Below are 20831 nucleotides of genomic sequence, written 5' to 3' on the forward strand. Positions count from 1 at the left end.
TCCGGTTCGCGTGAAGAAAACGCGTCAAATAAAAAGATTGAGTCTGTCACCGTTTCCGTGAAGCGGTGGCAGACTCGAGTGGCTGTGTGAATGGATGGGGCTTTCTGCCGACGAACAACGTCCGTGTGCTCCGGAGAGGATGATGAAATCATGATAAAGGCGCGTGATTTCGATGTTCTTTCGCCTGAATTTCACGCAGACCCCTTTCCGACGCTTGACCGAATGCGAGCCGAAGGTCCGCTTGTTCGTATAAGGTTGCCGATCATCGGCGATACATATCTGGCTGTTACGCACGACGCCTGCGCCGCACTGTTGAAGGATCACGAGAACTTCGCGCGCGATTCCGCCAATGCAGGGAGCAGAACACAAGCGCGAATACTGAGGTTCCTTCCAAGGACGATTGGCCTTCTTGCGCTCAATATGCTCGGCCACGACGACCCTGAACACCGCCGCTTACGGAGCCTCGTCGACCAAGCCTTCGCGCGCCGCACGATAGAGGCGATGAGGCCGATGATTTCCGACATCGCTGATCGTCTTCTCGATAGATTAAAGGGAAGGACTGAGGTCGATCTCATGTCCGAGTTTTGCCGGGATCTTCCGCTTTCGGTCATCTGCGCGATGCTCGGCCTTCCGGATCAGGATCACGATCGATTCAAGAACTGGCTGGGCGGGTTAAAAAACACCGCCAGTATTGGCGCGGTCATCCGCGCCATTCCCGGTGTGATCAGTGTTGTCCGCTACTTGCGCCGTAGTTCGAGACCGGGAGGTGGCGCGCTGTCCGACGGACTGATCGCAGAGCTTCGCGATGCCGAAATCGCTGGCCAGACCCTCAGCGAGGACGAACTGGTATCGATGATTTTTCTGCTGTTCGGGGCCGGCCAGGAAACCACGACCCATTTGATTTCAGGCGGGCTGTTCGCCTTGCTGTCGCACGAGGATCAGCTCAGTCAGATCCGTCGTGATGCGGGCCTGATGCCGACTTGCGTCGAAGAGTGCCTGCGCTACGTATCGCCGGTCCAGATGACAAAACCGCGCTTCGTGACTCGCGAACTCGTTTGGCAGGGCCGGCAATTCCTTCGCGGCGACATGATTGCCGGATTCGTCGCGGCTGCGAACTGCGACCCGGCCAGATTCGAGCAACCTCATCGTTTCGACATCACGCGGCACCCGAACCCACACCTTTCCTTCGGCACGGGGGTACATTTTTGCCTTGGCTTCCAACTTGCTCGGGCGGAGGCGGCCATCGCGTTCGAACGCATTTTCGCGCGCTTTCCGGATATGCACCTGGCTACACAGGCGAGGAGTATCAAGTGGCACAAGCGCCTCGGTATACGTGGGCTGACACAACTGCCTGTGCGGCTCGTAGCGTAACAATGTCAGCATCGCGCATTATTCACCGCCGGATCGCTCGATGCAGGTTGGCGAGACGGCATTCCCGGCCTCGGCTCCACGCAACCCATGGAAAGCGCGGAATCGGCTGGTAAAAGACCTTTTCCCGCGCATCCGATCTCCTTATTAAGGAGGTAAATCGCGTCAGGACCCATGATCAACAACGAACCCCAGATCACTCCCGAACTCGTCGCCTCGCACGGTCTCAAGCCGGACGAGTATGAGCGTATTCTGAATCTGCTTGGCCGGACGCCGACATTCACCGAACTCGGCATCTTCTCGGCGATGTGGAACGAGCATTGCTCGTACAAATCCTCGCGCATCCATCTGCGCGGGCTGCCGACGAAGGCGCCTTGGGTGATCCAGGGTCCCGGCGAAAACGCCGGCGTCATCGATATCGGCGATGGGCAGGCGGTGGTGTTCAAGATGGAGAGCCACAACCATCCGAGCTACATCGAGCCCTATCAGGGCGCGACTACCGGCGTCGGCGGCATCCTGCGCGATGTCTTCACCATGGGCGCGCGACCCATTGCCTGCCTTAACGCGCTGAGCTTCGGCGATCCGTCGCATCCGAAAACGCGGCATCTGGTATCCGGCGTCGTCGCGGGCGTCGGCGGCTACGGCAACTCGTTTGGGGTGCCGACGGTCGGTGGGCAGGTGCGCTTCCACACCCGCTATGATGGCAACATTCTCGTTAACGCCATGGCGGTCGGTCTCGCCGATGCCGACAAGATTTTCTATGCGGCGGCGTCGGGCGTGAACATGCCGATCGTCTATCTCGGCTCCAAGACCGGCCGCGACGGCATCCACGGCGCGACCATGGCGTCGGCCGAGTTCGACGACGACAGTGAGGAGAAGCGCCCGACCGTTCAGGTCGGCGATCCCTTCGCCGAAAAGCTGCTCCTTGAAGCCTGTCTCGAAATCATGGCGAAAGGCTGCGTCGTCGCGATCCAGGACATGGGCGCGGCGGGGCTGACGTGCTCGGCCGTGGAAATGGGCGCCAAGGGCGATCTCGGCGTCGATCTCGATCTCGACAGCGTGCCGACGCGCGAAACCGGCATGAGCGCCTACGAGATGATGCTTTCGGAAAGCCAGGAGCGGATGCTCATGGTGCTCAAGCCCGAGAAGGAAAAGGAAGCGGAGGCGATTTTCAGGAAGTGGGGGCTCGATTTCGCCATCGTCGGCACCACCACGCCGAGCAGGCGTTTCGTGGTGAAGCATGGCGGTGACGTGATGGCCGACCTGCCGATCAAGGAGCTTGAGTCGGAAGCGCCCTTGTATGACCGGCCGCATGTGCCGTCGCCGCAATTGCCGGTCATTCAGGCGCGCGACGTGACGTCTTCCTTATCCGTCCCCGACGCGCTGGAGAAGCTGATCGCGACGCCCGAACTGTGCTCGAAACGCTGGGTGTGGGAGCAGTACGACCATGTCATCGGCGGCAACACCGTGCAGCGGCCCGGCGGCGATGCGGCGGTGGTGCGCGTCGAGGATGGACCGAAGGGGCTCGCGCTTACGGTCGATGTGACGCCGCGCTATTGCGAGGCCGATCCGTTTGAAGGCGGCAAGCAGGCGGTGGCCGAAGCCTGGCGCAACATCACCGCGGTTGGTGGCCGTCCGCTGGCGATCACCGACAATTTGAATTTCGGTAATCCGGAGCGTCCCGAAAACATGGGCCAGTTCGTCGGCTGCCTGAAGGGCATCGCTGCGGCCTGCACCGCGCTGGACTTCCCGGTCGTGTCCGGCAACGTCTCGCTCTACAACGAGACCAACGGCCGCGGCATTCTGCCGACGCCCTCGATCGGCGGCGTCGGCCTGCTTGATGACTTCACGAAGTCGGCCTCGCTTGCCTTCAAGGCGGAGGGACACCCGATCCTGCTGATCGGCGACACCCAGGGCTGGCTCGGCCAGTCGGTTTACTTGCGCGACATTTGCGGGCGCGAGGAGGGGGCGCCGCCGCCGGTCGATCTCGCCGCGGAAAAGCGCAATGGCGATGTGGTGCGCGGCATGATCCATGCCGGAACGGCCACTGCGGTTCATGACGTGTCCGATGGCGGACTTCTCGTCGCGCTGGCGGAAATGGCGATGGCTGATGGCATCGGCGCCGCACTCGACGGCGCTCCGGCGGCGATCGTGCCGCACGCGTGGTGGTTCGGCGAGGATCAGGCTCGCTATATCGTGACCGTTCACGAGCGGGATCTGTTGAGCGTTTTCACCAAGCTCAAGGCGGTGGACGTGCCCTGCATTCAGATCGGGCTGACGCGGGGCCATGAAATCGCTATCGCGGGCGAGCGCGCTGTCGACGTCAAGGACTTGCAGCACGGATTTGAAAGCTGGTTGCCGGACTACATGGCCGGAAAGCCGTGATGGTCCGGGAGACGACGTATGGCACACACGGTTGCGGCGAACACTAGAGCGGCGGCCGGTCAAATGGAATCAGCGCCGCCGCTCCAGTTAGTTGATTGAGCATCGGATTTATCCCGAAACCGGTTCCCACTTTCGGGTCCGATGCTCTAAGGCGCAAGGCAGCTTGCCGCGGCCGTCTTGCGGTTGAACGGGTTCGTGCAAATATAAGGCCCACCACGGCGTGACTGGACCGCGTGGCCACGTTAAACTCGGCGGCCGTTTGCGGGGATTCCGGTGCCTCATTGGGAACGCAGCGGATTTGGGAGACACTTTGAGATGGCGATGGAAGCGCGGGATATCGAATCGATGATCAAGGAGGCGATTCCGGACGCCCAGGTGACAATCCAGGATCTCGCGGGTGACGGCAACCACTACTCCGCGACGGTGATCTCGGAGTCGTTCCGCGGCAAATCGCGGGTGCAGCAGCATCAGCTCGTCTACCAGTCGCTGAAGGGCCAGATGGGCGGCGTTCTCCATGCGTTGGCCTTGCAGACCGGCGTGCCCGAATAGCCACGCCTCGGTTCATTATAGCGTTTTCGAGCGAAGTGGGTACCGGCTCACGTGAAGAAAACGCGTCAAATCAATATCATGGAGTCTCGCTTATGATTCAATCAGAAGCGATAATGCTCTGGAGCGAAGCATCCTCGGGCTCGGCCCGGGGATGGAATGCGGTTCACCGCTTTTCGGGATCATGCTGGAGCGCGTGAACCGAAAACATCCGTTCCGGGTCGGTCCACGCCGCTACTGGCGTCCAGCCGGAACCCTTTGCCAGAGCGTTGAAACGCTCGGTGCTGTATTTGTAGCTGCTTTCGGTGTGGATGCTTTCGCCCGCGCGAAAGGAGAAGCTGTGGCCCTGCAAGCGGGCCGTCTGCGGTCTCTTGCTCACGAGATGCATCTCGATCCGGTGGCGCTCCCGGTTGTAGATCGCGCGATGGGCGAAGGCGGCCAGGTCGAAATTACCGCCGAGTTCGCGGTTGACGCGAGCCAGCATGTTCAGGTTGAAGCGTGCGGTAACGCCGGCGGCATCGTTGTAAGCCTCGTACATCCTCCGTTCGTTCTTTTCGAGATCGACACCGATCAGCATGTATGCGCCTTCACCCAGGATATCGCGCGCGCCACGCAGGAAGCGGCTGGCCTCGTGCGGCTCGAAATTGCCCAGTGTCGATCCGGGGAAGAATCCGACCTTCGGCATGGCCGCGACTTGATCGGGTAGACGGAATGGCGCGGTAAAGTCGGCCGTCACCGGATGGATTTCGAGATGCGGAAAGTCCTTTCGCAAGCCGCGGGCCTGAGCGTTGAGAAAGTCGCCCGAAATGTCCACCGGAACATAGGCGGCGAATTCACACGCGGCCAGCAATAGCCGCGCTTTGGTGGGAGCGCCCGCTCCGAACTCCACCAGCGCCGCATGTTGAGGAATGATCGAAGCGATTTCGGCCGACCGGTCGCGCAGAATGCCAAGCTCGATGCGCGTCGGATAATATTCGGGAAGCCGGGTGATCTGTTCAAACAGTTCGGAGCCTGCCGCGTCATAAAAATATTTTGGCGGGAGTTGTTTCGGATGGTGAGTCAATCCCGCGATCGCATCACGCGCGAATGTTCGTGTGCTTTCGCTGGATCCTGTTTCTTTGGATCGTGGCGTTGCGGAAAAAGTGGCCGCATCCGGATTCATCATGGTGCCCCCTGCGTATCGCGACGCGTGTGAGTTGACGGCGATCAGACGCCGTAGTCGGCGAGGCGCAGACCGGTGAATTGCCAGCGCTGATGCGGGTAAAAGAAATTTCGGTAGCTGACGCGGCTGTGCCGCTCCGGTGTCGCCATCGACGAGCCGCGCAGAACGAACTGGTTGACCATGAACTTGCCGTTGTATTCTCCGAGCGTATCGCGACTTGCGCGATATCCCGGATAGGGCGCGTAAGCGCTTCGCGTCCATTGCCAGACCATGCCGAACGCGTTGCCGAGATGTCCGGCTCTCGCCGCGACTTCCCATTCCATCTCGGTCGGCAGATGCTTGCCGCTCCAGCGCGCGAAAGCATCGGCTTCGTAATAGCTGACATGGCAGACGGGAGCGTTCGGATCGAGCGGCCGCAAGCCGCCCAGCGTCATGACCTGCCAGCCATCGTCCGTCCTTCGCCAGTAGTCCGGGGCTTCCCACGCCTCGCGGGTCGCGGCAGCGAAGCCGTCCATCAACCATAACGTGGCGTCGCGATAACCGCCGTCGTCCATGAAAGCGAGCCAGTCCGCGTTGGTGACGAGACCGCGCGCGAGTTTGACCGGACCGACCAGAACGCGATGGGCCGGCTTCTCATTGTCGAAATGAAAGCTGTCGTCCTGATGTCCGATGGTGTGGATGCCCTGATTCAGCGTGATCCATCCGCTATCCGCTCGCGGCGCCGGGAACGGCCACGACGTATCATAGGCGGGAGCAACCGGATTTTGTGCGAATGCGTGCAGGATATCCGTCAGCATCAGTTCCTGATGCTGCTGTTCGTGATTGAGGCCGGCTTCGATCAGCGGCATCAGTTCGGCCAGCGCGTCGTCATCCGCTTCTTTGAGGAATCGGACGACCGCGGCGTCGACGTGCCGGCGATAGGCGGCGATCTCTTCCGCGTTCGGACGGGTCAGGAGGCCCCTCGCGGCGCGCGCGTGACGCGGACCGGCGCTCACGTAATACGAGTTGAACAGGAAGGCGTAATCAGGATGGAACAGAGCATAGCCGGGACTGTGCGGCGCCAGCAGGAACTGTTCCCAGAACCAGGTCGTGTGAGAGCGGTGCCATTTCGCCGGACTGGCGTCCGGCATCGACTGCACCATCTGATCTTCCGGCGTCAGCGGCTTCGCGCGCCGCTCGGTCTCGTTCCTGACCTCCAGAAATGCTTCCATGAGGTCATCGGCCAGCCCCCCTGAAGCGGCAAACGGCGAGACACGGGGAACCGCCCCGGCGGCAGATGCAGGATTCGCCACAGAACTCTCCAGTTTGGAGAGGAACGTTGCTGCGGAGAATGGGTTCCGTGAAATACTCCGTTTGGTTGAAGGCCAGTTGCAGCGCCGTCATTCCATTTCGGGGAGCCACGACGGCAACGCATATGACAGCCCCGGCAATTTACTTTGTTGCACAACGGTTTCGGGCTATATACATGCCAAACGGGACAGGGCCGCTCGCGGCTCGATAAATTCGCGGCCAAAAGGATGTGACGATGAGCATTAAGGAAACCATCGAGAAGGAACTGAAGGCGAACGACGTCGTGCTGTTCATGAAGGGCACGCCGCAGTTTCCCCAGTGCGGTTTTTCGGGGCAGGTGATTCAGATTCTTGACCACGTTGGGGTAGGCTACAAGGGCCTGAACGTTCTTGAGTCTCCGGAACTGCGCGACGGCATCAAGACCTATTCAAGCTGGCCGACCATTCCGCAGCTGTACGTCAAGGGTGAATTCATCGGCGGCTGTGACATCGTTCGCGAGATGTTCCAGGCCGGCGAGCTTCAGAAGCTGCTCTCCGACAAGGGCATCGCCTTCAACACCCCGGCGTCGGCCTGACCACGGTCCGGGCGCGCGCCTGTCCGCGACAGGATGTTATCGTCGTCGCGGACATCGCGGCGCGGGACGTTGAATTCGCGGCATGAGGGAACCCTGACGACAAGTGGCCGTTCTTGTGCGGACCATTTGCGTTGCAGGGAGATCGTCCGATGAGAATACGATATGTTGCCTTGGCGATGGCGGCGACCGTGTCGGTTGCCGGTCTTGCCTATGCCGACCAGCCGGGGACCGACTGGATGCCTGCGGATCAGGTCATTCAGAAACTGACCGCGCAGGGATACACCAACTTCAGCAAGGTCGAGGCGGACGACGGCCATTGGGAATTGGAGGCCGATCTCAAGGGTGTCCGTTACGATCTTGAGGTTGATCCGAAGAGCGGCGAGGTCACCAAGAGCAAGCTTGATAACGACTGATTCAGACGCCCACGTCGCAAAAAAAGCCCCGGTTGCTCCGGGGCTTTTTCTTGAACCAGGATGGCGCGCGGATCAGCGCGAATAGAATTCGACGATCAGATGGGGCTCCATCTGCACTGCGAAAGGAACGTCAGCAAGCTGCGGAATGCGAATGAATTTCGCGCTTTGCTTGTTGTGGTCGGCGTCGATGAAATCAGGCACGTCGCGTTCGGCGAGCTGGTTGGCTTCCAGCACCAGCGCGAGCTGCTTCGATGCCTCCTTCACTTCGACGGTATCGCCGACCTTTAGCTTGTAGCTCGGAATGTTGACCCGGCGGCCGTTCACCTTGACATGGCCGTGGTTGATGAACTGGCGCGCCGCGAAGATGGTCGGCACGAACTTGGCGCGATAAACCACGGTGTCGAGACGGCGCTCCAGCAGGCCGATCAGGTTCTCGCCCGAATCGCCCTTCATGCGGGTCGCTTCGACGTAAATCGCGTAGAACTGCCGTTCGGAAATGTTGCCGTAATAGCCCTTGAGCTTCTGTTTGGCGCGAAGCTGGGTGCCGAAATCGGAGAGCTTGCCCTTGCGGCGCTGACCGTGCTGGCCCGGGCCGTATTCGCGCTTGTTGACGGGGCTCTTAGGGCGGCCCCATATGTTCTGCCCCATGCGGCGATCGATTTTGTACTTCGCCTCGTTGCGCTTAGTCATCGCGTCCTCTTGTCAAAGTTTAAGCCTGTGGATCGAGGAGACGCGCCCTCCTGTGCTGAGGATCTGGACATGGTGAAAACCGGAAGGCCGCTTTTCGTGATCATGACAGATCCGCCGCCGACAGGTCCGGCCCATAAGCTTGACAGGCGGGACCACGGGTCGCGAAACGCAACGCGGGCCGAAACCGGCCCGCGTGCAGGCGTTTTCTTAGGGACAAACCATGGCCCTGTCAAACGAAAGCAGGGAAATCCGGCCGCGGAAATCGCGTGTCCTGGCCCTATCTCAACTGGCGATGCACTGGTTCATGCCGGCACCCGGCCGCCGAAGAACGGCGCCAGCGCGTCGGTCAGCGTGCGTGCGCGGCCGGAGGTGAAAATCATCTCGGGCGGACGATCATGATCGCCGGCGGTTCTCGGCTCGATCGGCCCCAGCAGATCGACGACACGGCGGGCGATCGCCGGCGCGGGATCGATCCATGACACCGGCCATGGCGCGAGCCTGAGCAGCCGGTCGAGCAGCAGCGGGTAGTGCGTGCAGGCGAGCACGACGGCGTCGGTGCGCAGGCCGCCACCGTCGCCAGCCGGAACGAAACATGGCGTGATCTCGCTCAGGATGTCGGCGTCGCTGACGGGCTTGCCGCTCAGGGCGTCCTCCGCCAGGGTGGCCAGGCGCGCGGAGCCAACAAGAGTCACAGTGCAGGCTTGTGCGTGATTCCGGATCAGCGCCTGGGTGTATTCGCGCTGTACGGTCGCGCGGGTGCCGAGCACCGAGACGCGCCTGGTTTTCGATGCGGCGCAAGCCGGCTTGATGGCTGGAACCGTGCCCACGAACGGCACCGGGTAGGCGGCGCGCAACGGGCCCAGCACCGAGACGGACATCGTGTTGCAGGCGATCACCACGATGTCGGGGGCGTGGGCGCCGATCAACTCTCCGACCAGGGGCACCACGCGCGCGATGATGTCCTCCTCGCTGAGGCGGCCATAGGGAAAGAAGGCGTCGTCGGCGACGTAGATATATCGCGCGGCGGGAAGGGCGTTCACGATCTCCCGCAGCACGGTGAGACCGCCGAGGCCGGAATCGAGGACCAGAATGGTAGGGCTGTATGACACGCGGCAATATTAGGGACGGTCGGTTACCGCGGAGTTTTTACGGGTCGGGCTGATTTGTCCATCCCCGGCGGAGGCGCGCTGCGCTCCAACCCGCCGCTTGGATTATTCGGAAAGGCATTTATTCTTGAGAGTCGGATTCTCTCAAGGAGATGCCGCCAAAACCTGACCAGATAGCTGGGGTTAGGTGCCGTCGCGTTTCAAGTTGAAATGTTCGATCCGAACTCTCAAAAAAATCATCTTATATCAATTGTTTGTAGATATTATTTCATCAAAAGCTAAATGCTTCAGCGCAATCCTTCGTAGACCATGAAACCGCGCGCGATCGCGAGCTTTTTAAGGGCGCGCGGGACCAGGCGTTGCGGCGGATGATTGAGGTAGCGCCATGAAGTGAGGGTGAAGTCCGTCACCGGCCGCCCGCTATGCTGCATCGGCGCCAGCAAACCGGTCAGGCTGATGGGTGTATGCGCGCGATGGCTGAAGGGCAGCAGCAGCAGCTCGAAATGGGCGAGCGATCCGTTGCGCTCGGTAGCGGTCAAACCGGCGACAGAAACCAGCAGTTCTTCGGATACGATGCCGAGCATATCGGTGATTTCATCCCGGCTTGCGGCCGCAAACAGGGCTGAAAAGTTCTCGCCCTTGAGATCGCGATCGAGCAGGGCGCAGACCCGGGTTCCGGCGACACGGAACGGATAGCCGCGCTTCGGATCGTAGGACAGTACGAAGATGTCCCCGAGCAGTTGGCGAACCGCGTTCGGTTCGATCACGCGCCGGTCCGGGGCGCGTTCGCCGTCCCGCCTCTCATCCCAGTATGCGAAGAATGCCCGGTTCGATGGATGTTTCATGATGCAACCGTCCTGACCGGGGCTCGAACCGGACAAATCTGTCCTGCTTCAAGGCGACCTCGGCCTCTTGCTGTTGTGCAGGAGTGGTGTTGCAGCGTCCATGCCGGGAGGGCGGCTTCCGCCCCATGCGCTCCCTAATTGTGCCGTTAACGTTAAATTCACCATGTGAATTAAGACTTCGGTAACCTGGAGCGTTTTCAAGCGAAGTGGAGCGTTGAGGGGCAGCCCATGAGCCCAGAGAGGCGGTCTTAAAGGCCCGCCGCGGCCCGGGCCTGCATCGGCGGTCGCCGACATCGACAGCAAGAGCCGGATTGAGGTATTAGTCCGCCTGATCCGGCGCGACCGCCGGTCGAGATCATGGTGGCATGAGACCGGATAGAGCGCTGTTCGCCGACTATCCCGTACTCGATGATGGCAGAGGCAAGCGCTGAATGAGACAGGCGGGAAGAGTCGTGCGGTTTTGGGTGACCGTTTTTGGTGTTGTGGTCGGCCTTCAATCGGCCTGTGTTCCGGTCCAGTCTGACGAAATCCGGGGAAGCGGCGCGGCAATCGATGACAGCCGGTTCCGGCTGGCTTTCCTGATGACGGACGTGGCTGGCCTTCCTCGCGATCGATCTGTCATTCGGGTGAGCGAGGTTTCGGCGGAGGACGCCTCACCGGAAAGGAAAGAGACCTCGGCGGAGGATGCTCCACCGGAAAGTAAAGACGCCTCAGCGGAGGATGCTCCACCGGAAAGTAAAGACGCCTCAGCGGAGGATGCCTCACCGGAAAGTAAAGAAGTCCCAGCGGCAAGCGAGGAGGTCTCAACCGAAAGGGAACGGGATCACAGTGCTCGCAGTCTCCAAGAGATGCTGGCCTGGTTCCTGAAGGGAGCGGGCTTGCTGACCGCCATGGTGCTTTTCTACAAAGGACTGAAATGGTGGGTGTTACGCAATCGGCAGAGCGAGTAACATACTCGCTTTCTGTTCTTTTCACGCGACCTGCGGGCCGGGAAGGGGCCGTCTGGACCACCATTTGACGGGTTTCATCAGCCGGATCGAACCTTGTTTGCACAACCCCTTATGCAGCTTATTGCAGCCTATCGCCTGCTTGAGCCGCCAGGTCGCCGCCCTTGGCCTCTCCCCCAGATCTATCGTCAGAACGTCCGCCGGAACCTCCGCGTGAACCGATCCTGACCCTGCCGGGGCCGTTGACCGCCTATATCGGCCTTCTGGCGGTTATTCATGTCCTGTGGTCGTCTGTTCCGCCCGATCTGGAATACTGGATCATCGAGGCGTTCGGCTTCATTCCTAAGCGGTACGATCCGAGTCTTCTGGCGACGGCGTTTCCAGGAGGAAGCGGCGCCAAGGTCTGGACCTTCGTGACCTATTCGCTGCTGCACGCCAATCTCAGTCACATCGGTTTCAATGTTTTGTGGTTGCTGCCGTTCGGCAGCGCGCTGGCGCGCCGTTTCGGCGGCGTCAGGTTTTTTCTCTTCATGGCGGTAGCCGCCGTCGCCGGCGCGGTCGCGCATCTCGTAACCCACGAGCATAGTATTGCGCCGATGATCGGTGCGTCAGGATCGGTGTCGGGCGCCATGGCCGCGGCGATCCGTTTCGCCTTCGCGCAGGGCAGTTTTCTATCCTTCGGCCGCGGGGATGCCGACGCCGCCGCGCGGGTGCCGGCGCTGCCGTTGACGCGCGCATTGCAAAATCCCCGCGTGCTCGCGTTTCTCGCAGTCTGGTTCGGCATCAACATCATCTTCGGCATGGGATCGGTCGCGATCGGCGCCGAGCCTGGCAGTGTTGCGTGGCAGGCTCACATGGGCGGCTTTATGGCAGGCCTTCTATTGTTTTCATTGTTCGATCCGGTGCCTCGTCCGGCGCGCGACGCCGACGATGCGTCTTCCGGCGCGGATCATGTCTGACGACGGCTTGCGATGCAGGCTGATTTCATTCATCATCCACTTGGTCAGGCGAGTTTGAATCCGTTCTCGTGATGGAAACGATGCCCCTGTCGGTGCGTTTCACTCGTGACAAGGTGGACGTTTGACAAGGTGGACGTTTAGAGCATGATCCTGAAAAGTGGAAACCGGTTTTCGGACAAGATCATGCTCAAACAGAAAGATAAGCGACGAGTCTGATTCAACGCTGTTGAATCGGATTCAACGCAGTTGAAACAGACTCGAGCTGTCGCCTGAATGCTAAACGGCAAGGATCGCGCAAAGTGATCCCGCGCGATCCCTGCAAGGGAAGCGATGTCCCTCCAAGGGAGGCCGACCATGACAGTACGTGCCATTCTCAGCGCCAAGGGTCCTCAAGTCGCAAGCGTCGAACCCGACGTGAAGCTTTCGGCGGCGCTCAAGATTTTATCCGAGCGGCAGATCGGGTCCGTTATCGTCGTGAGCGGCACCCGCATCGAGGGCATTCTGTCGGAGCGGGACGTGGTCCGCGCGCTTGAGAAGCGCGGCGCGGCTGCGCTCGATCAACCGGTCAGCGCCGCCATGACCCGCAAGGTCGTCAGTTGCCGCCTGTCGGATACGGTCGCTCACCTCATGGAAGTCATGACGGCGGAAAGGTTCAGGCATCTGCCGGTGGTGGAGGAAGGCAAGTTGGTGGGGCTGGTCTCGATCGGGGACGTCGTCAAACTGCGGGTTCAGCAGTACGAAGCCGAGCAGGAGGCGCTGCGCGACTACATCAACATGGCCTGAGCACGTTTCGTATCAAGTCATATCAAGGTTCGGTCCCGTTTTCAGGGGCCGCGGCGTCGGTCGTGTCCGGTACCGACCCAGGCGCGAGAACTTCGATCGCTTCCATAATTGCTTCGATTGCCCGGTCCGCAGCGCGTGTACCGTGCGCGATCAGATCGTTGGCGCGGTGGAAGTCGAACCAGCCGATCTGGCCGACCCGCGGCGAGATCAAAAGGTCCGGCGGGTCGCCGGCGAGCCGCGCCCGCGTGATTCGGTCCTGCATGATGTTGAACGCGTCGGTCATGACCGATACGACGCCCGGACGGTTGCCGCCACCGAAGAATTCGCGCTTGACCGTTCGTTCGAGCGAAAAGAACCTGCTGAAGCCCAGTCTGCTCGGCGGGGGCTCGACGACTTCCTCCTGCACGCCGTTCTGCGTGCCGTGCGAAAATATCGTGGTGCTGCGGCCGAACACGTCATTGGAGAGGTTGGCTGCAATCACGACCTCGGCGCCCAGCGCGCGGGCGGTGGAGACGGGCACCGGGTTGACAAGCGCGCCATCGACCAGCCAGCGGTCGCCAACCAGCATCGGCGCGAAGATGCCGGGAAGCGCATAGGACGCGCGCATGGCGTCGACCAGCCGCCCGTGCGTAAGCCAGATTTCATGGCCGGTGCGCACTTCCGTCGCGACGCTTGCGAACTTGAGCGGCAGTTCTTCGATCTGGATATCACCGAGCGCATTTTCGAGCCGGGCGGTGAGCTTGGCGCCGCCGATCAGTCCGGAGCCGTTCAACCGGATGTCCAGATAACTGAAGAGACTCCGGGGCTGCAGGCTGCGTGCCCACTCCTCCATGGTATCGAGACGGCCCGCGGCATAGGCGCCCCCGACCACCGCGCCGATCGACGTGCCCACCACGACATCGGGCTGGATGCCGTGCGCGATCAGGGAACGGAGAATGCCGATATGAGCGAAGCCGCGCGCGGCCCCGCCGCCGAGAGCCAGCCCGATCACGGGCCGCCTGACGCTATCCAATCCTACTTTCTGGCCGTTCGACCCGTTCTGGTCGCGACCTTTCATATCCTCCGGCACGATAAAATTCTCCGACTACCGATATCGGTTACCGCGCTTCCGGCGGACAGGGTGAGCGCAGGACAGGATCAAGTCAGGATGGACTTGCCGGATGCTGTTTCGCCCGGCGGAAATTATCATCGGATAGCGGTGTTTCAACCCGACGTGCCGGTTTTTAAGCCTTCCACAGCAGGATGCAATTCTGAACGGGTCCAGAGGCTTGAATTTGCCGTGTTTTCCGGGAAGAACCGGCACCATGATCTTCGGGGGAAATCATCGATATCGTTCGGGTCGGCTCTCGTGGCCCCTGCTCGTGTCGGTTGTCACGCTCCTCGCGACGTATCCTCACATATCCTCGGCGCAATTGTTCAGCGAACGTCCGCCGCCGGTCCCGCCGGAATCCGTTCCGGAAGCGCCGCCGCCGGGAGCTGCGATCAGCCTCGCGCCGTCCGCCGATCCGGCGTCCATGCCAAATCTGCCTGCGCCATTAACCCAGGCGCCGGTTGCCGCGGTGCCGCTGACGTCCTCGCCGCGGGTCGCATCCCCCGCGCAGGCGATGCTGTCATTGACCGCGCGCTACGGCAAGGACCTGCCGGCCATCAACAGCGGGCTGATCTGGCGCGTTTATACCGATCGACCCGACGAGACCGGGGCCTTCAAGCTGGTGCGTGAAGACCGTGAAGCGACGCCCAGCATCGCGCTTCCCCCGGGTGACTATGTCGTGCACGTTTCGCTGGGGCTGGTCAGCGCCGCGCGGCCCGTGACGCTCAGGTCCGACGCCGACCGGGAGTCGTTCGTGCTGCCGGCGGGCGGATTGAAGATCGAGGGGCGAGTCGGCGCATCGATGATCCCGCCCAACCAGATTTCCTTCAGCATCTATAAAGGCAGCCAGTTTGAGGGCACCGAGCGCGCGCCGCTCCTGCCCAATGTCGCCGGGGGCGACGTCATGCTTCTGCCGGAAGGGACCTACTACATCGTTTCCAACTATGGCGACGCGAACTCGGTCGTACGGTCGGACATCCGCGTTCAGGCAGGGAAGCTGACCGATGTGACGATCTCCCATCGCGCCGCGGTCATCACCCTGAAACTCGTCAGCGACAAGGGCGGGGAGGCGCTGGCCAATACGGCGTGGTCGGTCCTGACGCCCGGGGGCGACGTCATCAAGGAGTCGATCGGAGCCTTCCCCCGCGTGGTGTTGGCCGAGGGAGAATATCGCGTCATCGCCAAGAACGAAGGCAAGGTCTTTGAACGAGGCTTCGAGGTCTTCAACGGCGTCGACGGCGAAATCGAAGTTCTCGCGCGTTAAAGCGTTTTCGAGCGAAGTGGGTACCGGTTCGCGTGAAGAAAACGCGTCAGAACAATAATCTAGAGCCTCGCTTCTGATTCAATCAGAAGCGACAATGCTCTAAAGCATGATCCCGAAAAGTGGAAACCGGTTTTCGGACAAGATCATGCTCAAACAAAAGATAAGCGACGAGCCTGATTCAACACGGTTGAATCGGATTCAACGCAGTTGAAACAGACTCTGGAGCATGATCCCGGCCCGAAGGGCCGCGCCAGCGCAAAGTGGAAACCGGTTTTCGAAAACTTCGTCTCTGATCGGAATCCGAAGCGACGCTTCAGAAATTCCTACTTCGCATTCACGCCGCGCCAGCGGCCGTAACGCCAGGGCCGATACCAGGTTGCGCCGGGCGGTTTCGCGACGGGAACATTGTCGATGCCGGACGTTCCCCAGGGATGGCAGCGCAGAATCCGCGCCAGCGTCATCCAGCCGCCGCCCCAAAGCCCAAAACGCGCGATGGCTTCGTCGCCATAGGCTGAGCATGTCGGCAGGTGCCGGCAGTTGAACCCAACCAGCGACGACAATGTGTGACGATAGATCCAGATCAACGCTCGCCCGGCATTGCGCGGCAGCCGCAAAGCGGCGCTCATACACGCCGGGCAGAACCTGGAACCTTGAGATGTCGTTTTCATGAATGCGGGCTTTTTATCGCGAGACACATGCGTCCCGCGCGAGGTTCCTCTCCAGGAACCGGATCAGGCTGCAATTGCGCCACAAGCCGTGGAAATATCGCATGGTTTTGCAGATCATAGCAAAGGTTGTCGTGGACGCTGAAACGTCTCGCGGCTAGTTTCATGATGTTCTGATGACAGGTCTTCATGTTGGAGCTCTAGAAACATCGGCTGCGGGAAGGAACCGAAGTGAGGTTCGGGCAATCATCTGGCTTTTGTGGACGGGCGCTTTTGTACGCAGCAGCTTTGGGGCTCGCCTTTTCAGGCTCCGCAGCCGGGTTGGATAAACACGACTCAACCAAAGCAAACGTCGAAGCACGCAAGGAGCCAATGCGATTCTCCTGGATCGCTTGCGAGCCGCGCTGCGGGAACTGGATCACCGCCGTCGGTCTCGTTACGGGAGAAACCCTGAAAACCTTTAACGACTTCGCCGCCGGGCGCGATCTTGCCGGCGCGACGGTCGTGCTGGACTCGGGTGGCGGGTCGGTCAACGACGCCATCGCGCTCGGGCGGCGATGGCGAGAGCTCGGCTTGCGCACCACGGTCGGAACCGGCGCCGTGGTCACGACGGCGGCAGGCGATCGCGCAGCCGTGCTGCCCGAAGCCTATTGCGAGTCCATGTGCGTGTTCGTGTTGCTGTCGGGAAAAACCCGCTACGTGCCTGAGCGTGCGCATGTCCGTGTCCATCAGATCTGGATGGGGGATCGCGCGGAGAACGCCAGGGCCGCGAGCTACACCGCCGAGGATTTGACGACCGTGGAGCGCGATATCGGCCGGCTCGCCAAGTACACCTTCGAGATGGGCGGGTCGGGTGATCTGCTGCATCTGGCGCTCAACATTCCTCCCTGGGAGGCCCTTTATGAGTTGTCGCCGTCGGAGTTGCGTTCCACCAATCTGGTGACGACGGACCGCATCGCGGACGTGTTGCCGGATGGGGAGGTCGTCGAGTCGCCAGTCGCCGATCTCGTCACCAAGCCGGTACAGGATCGCTTTCCGGGCGCCACGAATGCGCCCGCGGTGGTGACGATGACGGGGCAGCCGACCAAGACCGCCGAAGCGGAGCCCTCCGGCGCCGCGGCGGTGAGCACCGTCCCGGCCCGGCAATAGAGCTTTTCCGCTTCTGATGGAATCAGAAGCGAGGCTCTATGATTTTGTTTTGTCGCGTTTTATTCACGCGAACCGGAGTCCACTTTGCTCGAAAACGCTCTGGCGACGCTGGATTCAGCTTTGGATTCAGCTTTGCGCGGTGGTCAGCGCGGCCGATCTGGCCTCGATCTGACCGATGGCATCGACGACCGCGTCGAACGTCAGCAGGGTGGATGCGTGGCGCGCCTTGTAATCGCGCACCGGCTCGAGCAGCGCGATCTCCGCCCATTTTCCTTTGGGCGGCGCGCCGTTTTCCTTCAGCATGCGGCGGACGGTCTCGCGCAGCTCGCGGAGTTCGCTGGCGGTCGAGCCGACCACATGGCGCGCCATGATCGAGGAGGACGCCTGGCCGAGCGCGCAGGCCTTCACGTCGTGCGCGAAGTCCGTGACCACGGAGCCATCCATCTTGATGTCGATCTTGACGGTGGACCCGCACAGCTTCGAATGGGCGGTGGCGCTGGCGTCTGGCGCGGGCAGACGGCCCAGGCGCGGAATATTACCGGCCAGTTCGATGATGCGGGTGTTGTAAACGTCGTTCAGCATCATAAGGTTTCGATATTGAATCGCTGAAGAGGCGAAGCGGTGCTCTTGGCGACGGGAACCTCGAAGCCTATATATGTATCTATCGCCCGGAAACGCAATCCGGCGATTTTCCGTCGCACCCGGATTGAACTTCAGTTCGGAATTGCAATGTTAATCAAGGGACTCAGGCGTCCGGTGGCGAGAAAGGCCGCCCCGTCTGCCCGGTGACACCTCCGGTCATACGTCAGGCCGGTCGAACGGAGTGAAGATGGACGCTTTGATCAAGCCGCTGCGCAGCGGCAAGCCTTCTGACATCAACAAGGCTTCTGATATCAAATCCAGTAACGCCAAGGCTGCCGGCTTTTCTCCCGCCCAACTGGACCCGTCGGAGTTTATGGCGGCGGTTCAGCCGAACCAGCAGCGCCCGTCGAGGCATGAAGCCGAAGACGCGGTCAGAACGTTGCTGGCCTATATCGGCGAAAATCCCGATCGGGAGGGGCTGCTCGATACCCCGCGCCGGGTGATCGAATCCTATGACGAGATCTATCAAGGCTATCATCAGTGTCCAGCCGAAGTGTTGAACCGGACCTTCGGTGAAACTGCGGGCTATGATGATTTCGTGCTGGTGCGCGACATCCAGTTCACCTCGCAGTGCGAGCATCACATGATGCCGTTCTATGGCAAGGCGCATATCGCCTATACGCCCGTGGAACGGGTGGTCGGGCTGTCCAAGCTGGCGCGCCTGACCGACATCTTCGCCCGAAGGCTCCAGACCCAGGAGCACATGACCGCGCAGATCGCCGCGGCCGTGGACGAGGTGCTCAAGCCGCGTGGCGTCGCCGTGATGATCGAAGCTGAGCATACCTGCATGTCGGTGCGCGGCGTCGCCAAGCATGGCGCGATGACTGTCACCAGCCGGTTCACCGGCTTGTTCCGCGATGATCCGGCGGAGCAGGCGCGCTTCCTGTCCATGGTACGGGGGCAGCGTTAAGCCCTTTCGAGCATGATCTTTTCCGAAAACCGGTTTCACGTTGCGCTGTAGCGTTTTCGAGCGAAGTGGACACCGGTTCGCGTGAAGAAAACGCGTTAAAACAATAATCTAGAGCTTTGCTTCTGATTCAATCAGAAGCAAAGCTGCTCTGGCGCGGCCCTTCGGGTCGGGATCATGATTTAAGCCCTATTTCGCAGGGATTTCCTGTGTCTGGATCAAAATCTTCATCTGAGACCGAGGAGGGGCTGGCGTTCCAGCCCCGCTTTGACGCGTCCGGGCTCGTGACATGCGTCGCGACGGATGCCAGGACCGGCGACGTTCTGATGGTGGCGCACATGAATGAAGAGGCGCTGCGGCTGACTGTCGAAACCGGCGACGCCTGGTATTACAGCCGATCACGCAAGGCGTTATGGCGAAAAGGCGAGAGTTCAGGTCAGGTTCAGCGCGTGCTGGAGATGCGAACGGATTGCGATCAGGACGCTGTCTGGATCAAGGTCGAGCAGCAGGGCGCCGCCTGCCATACCGGGCGGCGTTCGTGCTTCTACCGGGCGGTGACGAAAGGCGAGGGCGCGGGAATCCGTCTTACCTTTGTGGATGCCGACAGGCTCTTCGATCCGGCCGATGTTTATCGCGCGAAGGCCTGACGGGGCTTTCCCGGCTTTGTCTCGCGACCTGCGTTAAGGCGCTGTTAACCATAATCTTCCACCTTGGCTGCTAGAGCGTTTTCAAGCGAAGTGGAATCCGGTTCGCGTGAAGAAAACGCGTCAAAAAGGGTTCTAGCGAGCGGCCGTCCGGAGACGTCGGAATAAACGGCGCAGTTTGCCGACGTCGCGCCGAAAGGCAGGCGGCCGGTTCGCGGAAGCGGAGATCAGGATGAACGTCGATTCCGCCAATGCCGCCTCCGGATTGAGCGGAATTTTCGGCGGAGTAACAACCGCCATCAGGCGAGCCGCCGAAGCCACGGGAGCGAACTTCGAATATCTGCTCGCAACCGCCAAGATGGAATCCAATTTCAATCCTCACGCCGCCGCCGGCACCTCGTCCGCCAAGGGTCTCTATCAGTTCATCGAGCAGACTTGGCTTGGTACGGTCAAGGAGGCGGGGCCCGCGCTCGGCTTTAGCGGCTATGCCGACGCGATCGCCAGATCGCCGTCCGGCACCTATTCGGTCGCGGATCCGGCGACCCGCGCCGCCATCCTCAAGCTGCGCGACGATCCGGCTATCGCCTCGGCCATGGCCGGCGTGCTGACGAAATCCAACAGTTTCAAGCTGACCGGCCTGATAGGCCGCCGTCCGACCGATAGCGAACTCTACATGGCGCACTTCATGGGCGTCAGCGGAGCCGCGAAACTGATCGCGAGTGCTGAAAACAATCCGCAAGCCTCCGGCGCGCTCCTGTTTCCGAACGCCGCCGCCGCCAACCGTCCGATCTTCTATGATCATAGCGGCCGCGCGCGCAGCGTGTCGGAAGTCTATGCGGATCTGGACCGTCGCTACGCCGTCGCCGCCAATTCGCCGGCGACCCGCATGGCCGCGGCGTCCGCGGTGCAATTCTCGACACCATCTGATCGCGCGGCCTACCTGTCGCGCTTGCCCGATGTGCACGGCGTCGCGCCGATCGCGGCATCGTCGTCCTCGGTCGCGCCTGGCCAGCCAATGTTCCGTTCGCTGTTTCAGGTGGGCGAGCGTGCGCAGCCGGTGTCTCCGGCGGTTCAGGAACTGTGGGGCGCGCCGTCCACCACGGCGCCCGACCCATCCACTTCCACCGCGCGCCAGCCGTTCGATCTGTTCAGCGATCGCAGCGGCGCTTACAGCGAATAGAGCCTTTCCGCTTCTATAGCGTTTTCGTGCGAAGCGGAATCCGGTTCGCGTGAAGAAAACGCGTCAGAACATAAAGACTCTGATGGAATCGGAAAGCAGCGCGGCGCGCTGCCAACGCCGCGCATGACGATCGATCGCATTCACCGCCTCGTGCGCGTGAGCGCGCCGCATTAACGAAGCATCAATGAAGGCAAACGGTTATGGTGAACCCTTTGTTAAGCG

At 61.2% G+C, this 20831-nt stretch carries 21 protein-coding genes; 13 read left to right on the forward strand and 8 right to left on the reverse strand.

The features are described 5' to 3' along the window. Nucleotides 1-90 precede the first annotated feature (90 nt). From ACMYR2_RS07780 to ACMYR2_RS07790, 3 genes are all read left to right on the forward strand, one after another. A complete protein-coding gene (locus ACMYR2_RS07780) occupies nucleotides 91-1371 on the forward strand; it encodes a cytochrome P450 family protein (protein ID WP_416193956.1) in 1281 nt (426 codons plus the stop codon). Nucleotides 1372-1542: 171 nt separating this feature from the next. Then, nucleotides 1543-3753 (forward strand): phosphoribosylformylglycinamidine synthase subunit PurL, encoded by a 2211-nt coding sequence (gene purL / locus ACMYR2_RS07785; RefSeq protein WP_416193957.1) that lies wholly within the window; start codon nucleotides 1543-1545, stop codon nucleotides 3751-3753. A 315-nt stretch (nucleotides 3754-4068) separates the two neighbouring features. Further along, a complete protein-coding gene (locus ACMYR2_RS07790; RefSeq protein WP_009797187.1) occupies nucleotides 4069-4302 on the forward strand; it encodes a BolA family protein in 234 nt (77 codons plus the stop codon). A gap of 163 nt (nucleotides 4303-4465) precedes the next feature. On the opposite strand, the gene egtD is transcribed toward ACMYR2_RS07790, so the two are convergent. Next, the gene (gene egtD, locus ACMYR2_RS07795; protein ID WP_347263876.1) at nucleotides 4466-5461 is read right to left on the reverse strand and encodes an L-histidine N(alpha)-methyltransferase; all 996 of its coding nucleotides are present in this window, start codon (nucleotides 5459-5461) and stop codon (nucleotides 4466-4468) included. A 44-nt stretch (nucleotides 5462-5505) separates the two neighbouring features. Then, nucleotides 5506-6753: an ergothioneine biosynthesis protein EgtB gene (gene egtB / locus ACMYR2_RS07800; protein ID WP_347263875.1), complete on the reverse strand. Its 1248-nt coding sequence runs from the start codon at nucleotides 6751-6753 to the stop codon at nucleotides 5506-5508. A gap of 233 nt (nucleotides 6754-6986) precedes the next feature. Between egtB and grxD the strand changes: the two genes are divergently transcribed. Then, complete coding sequence (gene grxD / locus ACMYR2_RS07805) at nucleotides 6987-7325, forward strand: Grx4 family monothiol glutaredoxin (RefSeq protein ID WP_347263874.1); 339 nt, start codon at nucleotides 6987-6989, stop codon at nucleotides 7323-7325. A gap of 149 nt (nucleotides 7326-7474) precedes the next feature. After that, nucleotides 7475-7738, forward strand: a complete 264-nt coding sequence (locus tag ACMYR2_RS07810) for a PepSY domain-containing protein (protein ID WP_347263873.1) — start codon at nucleotides 7475-7477, stop codon at nucleotides 7736-7738. A gap of 72 nt (nucleotides 7739-7810) precedes the next feature. Here ACMYR2_RS07810 and rpsD read toward each other — a convergent pair whose 3' ends face one another. The 3 genes from rpsD to ACMYR2_RS07825 form a co-directional block, all read right to left on the reverse strand. Further along, nucleotides 7811-8428, reverse strand: coding sequence for a 30S ribosomal protein S4 (gene rpsD, locus ACMYR2_RS07815; RefSeq protein ID WP_347263872.1), 618 nt, complete (start codon nucleotides 8426-8428; stop codon nucleotides 7811-7813). Nucleotides 8429-8730: 302 nt separating this feature from the next. After that, nucleotides 8731-9537, reverse strand: a complete 807-nt coding sequence (gene murI, locus ACMYR2_RS07820) for a glutamate racemase (protein WP_347263871.1) — start codon at nucleotides 9535-9537, stop codon at nucleotides 8731-8733. A gap of 284 nt (nucleotides 9538-9821) precedes the next feature. Next, on the reverse strand, nucleotides 9822-10379 hold the full coding sequence (locus ACMYR2_RS07825) for a PAS domain-containing protein (protein WP_347263870.1): 558 nt from the start codon (nucleotides 10377-10379) through the stop codon (nucleotides 9822-9824). A gap of 431 nt (nucleotides 10380-10810) precedes the next feature. Between ACMYR2_RS07825 and ACMYR2_RS07830 the strand changes: the two genes are divergently transcribed. The 3 genes from ACMYR2_RS07830 to ACMYR2_RS07840 all read left to right on the forward strand — a co-directional run bounded on the left by ACMYR2_RS07830 (nucleotide 10811) and on the right by ACMYR2_RS07840 (nucleotide 13068). Then, nucleotides 10811-11329: a hypothetical protein gene (locus tag ACMYR2_RS07830; protein WP_347263869.1), complete on the forward strand. Its 519-nt coding sequence runs from the start codon at nucleotides 10811-10813 to the stop codon at nucleotides 11327-11329. Nucleotides 11330-11490: 161 nt separating this feature from the next. Further along, entirely contained in the window at nucleotides 11491-12285 is a 795-nt protein-coding gene (locus tag ACMYR2_RS07835; protein WP_416193958.1) for a rhomboid family intramembrane serine protease, read from the forward strand. Nucleotides 12286-12639: 354 nt separating this feature from the next. After that, a complete protein-coding gene (locus tag ACMYR2_RS07840; RefSeq protein ID WP_347263866.1) occupies nucleotides 12640-13068 on the forward strand; it encodes a CBS domain-containing protein in 429 nt (142 codons plus the stop codon). Nucleotides 13069-13090: 22 nt separating this feature from the next. Here ACMYR2_RS07840 and ACMYR2_RS07845 read toward each other — a convergent pair whose 3' ends face one another. Then, nucleotides 13091-14137, reverse strand: a complete 1047-nt coding sequence (locus ACMYR2_RS07845) for a patatin-like phospholipase family protein (protein WP_347263865.1) — start codon at nucleotides 14135-14137, stop codon at nucleotides 13091-13093. A 235-nt stretch (nucleotides 14138-14372) separates the two neighbouring features. On the opposite strand from ACMYR2_RS07845, the gene ACMYR2_RS07850 reads away from it, so the two are divergent. Beyond that, a complete protein-coding gene (locus tag ACMYR2_RS07850; RefSeq protein WP_347263864.1) occupies nucleotides 14373-15422 on the forward strand; it encodes a hypothetical protein in 1050 nt (349 codons plus the stop codon). Nucleotides 15423-15745: 323 nt separating this feature from the next. On the opposite strand, the gene yidD is transcribed toward ACMYR2_RS07850, so the two are convergent. Continuing rightward, the gene (gene yidD / locus ACMYR2_RS07855; protein ID WP_347263863.1) at nucleotides 15746-16090 is read right to left on the reverse strand and encodes a membrane protein insertion efficiency factor YidD; all 345 of its coding nucleotides are present in this window, start codon (nucleotides 16088-16090) and stop codon (nucleotides 15746-15748) included. Nucleotides 16091-16318: 228 nt separating this feature from the next. Here yidD and ACMYR2_RS07860 point away from each other — a divergent pair, with 228 nt between their 5' ends. After that, nucleotides 16319-17236 carry a hypothetical protein gene (locus ACMYR2_RS07860; RefSeq protein WP_416193959.1) on the forward strand — a complete coding sequence of 306 codons (918 nt, stop codon included), beginning with the start codon at nucleotides 16319-16321 and terminating at the stop codon, nucleotides 17234-17236. A 126-nt stretch (nucleotides 17237-17362) separates the two neighbouring features. Here ACMYR2_RS07860 and ACMYR2_RS07865 read toward each other — a convergent pair whose 3' ends face one another. Next, on the reverse strand, nucleotides 17363-17818 hold the full coding sequence (locus ACMYR2_RS07865) for an iron-sulfur cluster assembly scaffold protein (RefSeq protein ID WP_347263881.1): 456 nt from the start codon (nucleotides 17816-17818) through the stop codon (nucleotides 17363-17365). Between the two features lie 247 nt (nucleotides 17819-18065). On the opposite strand from ACMYR2_RS07865, the gene folE reads away from it, so the two are divergent. The 3 genes from folE to ACMYR2_RS07880 all read left to right on the forward strand — a co-directional run bounded on the left by folE (nucleotide 18066) and on the right by ACMYR2_RS07880 (nucleotide 20609). Beyond that, entirely contained in the window at nucleotides 18066-18788 is a 723-nt protein-coding gene (gene folE / locus ACMYR2_RS07870; protein ID WP_347263862.1) for a GTP cyclohydrolase I FolE, read from the forward strand. Nucleotides 18789-18994: 206 nt separating this feature from the next. Continuing rightward, nucleotides 18995-19432 carry a phosphoribosyl-AMP cyclohydrolase gene (gene hisI, locus ACMYR2_RS07875; RefSeq protein ID WP_347263861.1) on the forward strand — a complete coding sequence of 146 codons (438 nt, stop codon included), beginning with the start codon at nucleotides 18995-18997 and terminating at the stop codon, nucleotides 19430-19432. 229 nt (nucleotides 19433-19661) lie between these two features. Continuing rightward, nucleotides 19662-20609 (forward strand): transglycosylase SLT domain-containing protein, encoded by a 948-nt coding sequence (locus ACMYR2_RS07880; protein ID WP_416193960.1) that lies wholly within the window; start codon nucleotides 19662-19664, stop codon nucleotides 20607-20609. Nucleotides 20610-20831 lie beyond the last annotated feature (222 nt).

The organism is Nitrobacter sp. TKz-YC01 (assembly GCF_047824785.1).
GTDB lineage: Bacteria > Pseudomonadota > Alphaproteobacteria > Rhizobiales > Xanthobacteraceae > Nitrobacter.